Raw genomic sequence first — 3,683 nt, 5'->3', positions numbered from 1 at the left:
AAAATATGATTAGAGCCATCATTAAAGCGCCAATCGGTGAGATCAAGTGGTTGTCCTCCAGTAACAAATATTTCTATCCACTCATGAGGATTGTCGACCCCCTCAAGGTCATACATTATTTCATTTATGACAACTTGGGCAAAGGAGGTGATTGGAAATAAAAATAAAATAGAGAAAATGACAATTACACCCTTCATAATGCTATTTATCATCAACACCAAGCATATTCCTTAATTTTTCTTCTGGCACTTCTTTTTTATCTGTTTGCTCATTTGGAGTAGGAGTTTGAGATGACGATGAGGATTTTTTTATCTCTTCCTCTTTCTGTATAACAGAAGCGAGTGCCTCTCGAAGCGCACTGCGGTTCTCTTCTTTTTGTTCCGTATTTTTTTGAGCTGGTCGTTCAGTTCCTTTTCTTTCTGTTCTTTGCGGTAGTGATTGTAATCGGGATCTATTTTCCTGCACTCGTTTTTCTCCACGATCTTCTCGTACGTTTTTTGATGGTGGTCGAGCAACATCTTTTTTTTCAGTCTTTTCTGGAGCAGAAATAGCTTCGCCTCTTTTCTTTATCTCTGTTTCAATGTCACCGCGTGGTCTTCCATAATTTTGTCGCGACCATGAAACCACCTGCTCTCTGTATGAGAGTCTTGGTATTTCAATAGGAGGAAGGGTTGAACCTGAGAATGGTTTGGAACCAACTCCATTTATCATTAAGGTCAGGTAAATCTGTGCAAAACCAAGATTAACAAGATCTTCTTCCGTAAATTGTGGCTTGAATATAGTTTCAAGCACCTCGGCGTCAAAGGGACCTACCCGAAAAGCAATTGTCGTCCCGACGTTACCAAAAACCGCATTGCGAACACTCTCCTCCATCTGTTCTATGTATTGATGTGCTATTGTGAGGTTGAGTTTATATTTCCTTGCTTCCGACAGTATGTTCGCAAATGATTCGTTAGCAATAGATTGAAATTCATCAACATAAAAATAAAAATCAGGAAGTTTTTGAAGTTCTGCTGCCGGTAAATCCGCCCGAGACATCGCACTGAGATAAATCTTTGTGGTCAGCATGCTGCCAATAAGATCGGCATTAGTCTCCCCGATTCTCCCTTTTGATAGATTTGCTATAAATATTTTCTTATTATCCATAATATCGCGTAAATCAAAAGTGGATTTCGGCTGGCCTATGATATTTCGGATAAGTGGATTGCTGGTAAACTGTCCTACTTTATTCTGAATTGCAGGCGTTGCTTCTTGTGTGTACCGGTCTGTGTAGGCTGCAAATTCTTCAACCCAAAATACTTTTACCAATGGATCAGAAATATTCTCTACCACTTTTTTCCTGAACGATTTATTAATAAGCATCCGATTAACATCGAGAAGTGTTGAGTCTGGATATTCAAGAAGTGCCAGCAGAGTATTTGAGAGTATATATTCCATTCTTCCTGACCATGCATCCACCCATATTTTTTTAAATGCGCTCATGAGCCCAGAGACAACGAGATGGCGTTTGTCGTAACCAACATCTTCCATTACATTAAAAGCAACAGGATGTTCCATATCAAAAGGAGCAAAGTAGAGCACATCTTTGATGCGTTCTTCTGGTATATAATCCAGTAATTTTTCGGCAGATGCTCCGTGCGGATCTATGAAAGCCAGTCCTTCACCGTTTTGAATGTCCTGAATAGCCATATTCTCAAGAAGTGTGGACTTACCCATTCCGGTCTTTCCTATGATATACATGTGTTTGTTCCTGTCTTTTCTTTTGATGCCAAACTTTTCTTGCTTGCCACGAGAATCAGTCATAGCAAAGTATGTGATTTTTTCCGAATCCATATTGATTAGTATATCGTAAAAAATGAGCAAATAAACATGTGTACTAATTTGGTTCAAGCGCTCCTCTTGTATATATGTTAGATGCCGCCCAAAGCATCCATGAAGTGAGCCCTGCGTCATAGACTGCTTGAATCTGTGCTCGTACTTCTTCTACATCGTAGTCGCCGCCGTAATCAAAATCCTGAAGCCATGGTCGTAGTTTAAGCGGCGATGAATTTGCTAATATCAACCGTTCAACTCCACGGTCAAGCGAGTATTTCACCACTTCGTATGGAAACAGGTTAGGATTTTCCCAGTTATTAAATCCAACCGGATAGTGTGATGGATAGACCATTGGCGCGATATAGTCAAAGTACGGTTCAATCAGTTCAAGTATCTGCCCAATATTTAAATCGTCATAATTTGTGGTCGTCATCCCAAACACATCAGCTGAGAGTACTACACCTTCACTATCTAGTTCTTGGTTTAGATATGAGAAAAATTCCTGAAGAATGAGGGCCTTCCCTCTATCGGGATCTGCTAAAACCCTCTCTTCGGAAAACGGAAAGTATATATCAAACATATTTCCGTCTGACGGAAAACGAATATAGTCGTAGTTGAGCTCGTCAAAGCCGTATGCGTATGACTCCTTTGAAAGTGCCACAATATAGTCCCACATTTCTCGTGCGCCCGGATCGATGTAGCTGATATTCTTGTAATCCACCCAGACGGTACCGTCACTTTCCTTTTTTATAGCGAGATCTGGGCGCGCGTTTGCTAGATACGAATCTTGAAAGACTGTTATCCGTCCGATAACATAAATATTTTTATCATGGAGTTGTTTGATAAATTGTCGTATGTCTTGTATCCGATTTTCATGTGAACCAATCGAAATGAGCAATGGGTCAGAGATACGAAAAGAAACTGTCCCACTGTAATCTTTGATATCAATAACAACCGAGTTGAGTTCTGTAGTTTCTATCAGCGACACGAGTTCGTTGCGAAAAGACACTGAGCCGGCTACCCAGCTGGTCATGTAAATAGCCTTTACTGCTTCTGGTGTTTCAACATGGGTCACAACAACCATTTCTTCCAATGTGGCGCTTGTTGGTACTATAGATACATCGCTCTCCACACTACGATTGTCTTCACTCACTATATTTTGAGTCACTGTCACTACCGACGGAGTGCTTAAATACGCAATAGGAAAAAGGCTCAATATAAAAATTCCTAAAATTATTGTGTCTCTTTTCCTTAGATGAAACTTATTGAGAAATTTTTTCACTCTTTGTATGTTTAGGTAGGTCATCTTTCGTATCTGTTTGTTCTATATTATCTGCTCTGTTTTCAACATACACATCCGTACTTTTTCTTTGGCGATCTGTGATTCTGGATACATACAATATAATGTCTCTACGCAAAAGAAATGTCATAAGAACCACACCGAGACCAGATGCCACATAAATTATCGTCTCCCAAAAACCAGGGAACCCCAAAAACGGCACGATGGCTATCCATATTCCTAAAACTATAATTGCTACATCTTTTGACATGGTTGATTTCGTTAGTGAATATTAAATGAACTTTACGAAACCTCCGCCCAGCACCTTTCGTAGAAGGTGTTTGGTATGGAAAATATATTCGTTACACTCATTATTTTCTCATAGTATACTCTAATCAGCGTTTTGGCTCAATAATTACAACAAATTCTCCTTTCTCCTTTTTTTTATGTTCCGAAATGTACGTCAGCAATTCTTGCGCAGTTCCATCTATAACCTCTTCGTATATTTTAGTAAGTTCGCGAGCAATGATTATTTTTCTATCGTCTCCCAAAATATCATTGAGTGAAGTTAATGTCTTCGATATTCTGT

General features: G+C 39.4%; 5 protein-coding genes. All 5 read right to left on the bottom strand.

The genetic code is table 11. The annotated features are described in order from the left end of the window. Positions 1-212, bottom strand: a 212-nt coding sequence (locus tag IIB50_03075) for a lamin tail domain-containing protein (GenBank protein MCH7530071.1), incomplete at its 3' end; no start/stop codon positions are given. Beyond that, a complete protein-coding gene (locus IIB50_03070; GenBank protein MCH7530070.1) occupies positions 202-1,833 on the bottom strand; it encodes a type IV secretion system DNA-binding domain-containing protein in 1,632 nt (543 codons plus the stop codon). The genes IIB50_03070 and IIB50_03075, both read right to left, overlap by 11 nt. Before the next feature lie 43 nt (positions 1,834-1,876). After that, positions 1,877-2,989 carry a hypothetical protein gene (locus tag IIB50_03065; GenBank protein ID MCH7530069.1) on the bottom strand — a complete coding sequence of 371 codons (1,113 nt, stop codon included), beginning with the start codon at positions 2,987-2,989 and terminating at the stop codon, positions 1,877-1,879. A gap of 88 nt (positions 2,990-3,077) precedes the next feature. Continuing rightward, positions 3,078-3,365 (bottom strand): hypothetical protein, encoded by a 288-nt coding sequence (locus IIB50_03060; protein MCH7530068.1) that lies wholly within the window; start codon positions 3,363-3,365, stop codon positions 3,078-3,080. A gap of 124 nt (positions 3,366-3,489) precedes the next feature. Beyond that, on the bottom strand, positions 3,490-3,683 hold a 194-nt coding region (locus IIB50_03055), incomplete at its 5' end, for a 16S rRNA (cytidine(1402)-2'-O)-methyltransferase (protein ID MCH7530067.1).

This window comes from Patescibacteria group bacterium, assembly GCA_022560785.1.
Lineage (GTDB): Bacteria > Patescibacteriota > Minisyncoccia > Phycocordibacterales > JADFSL01 > JADFSL01.
Note: the sequence above shows the minus strand (reverse complement) of the source record. Positions and strands in the feature narration are given on the sequence as shown.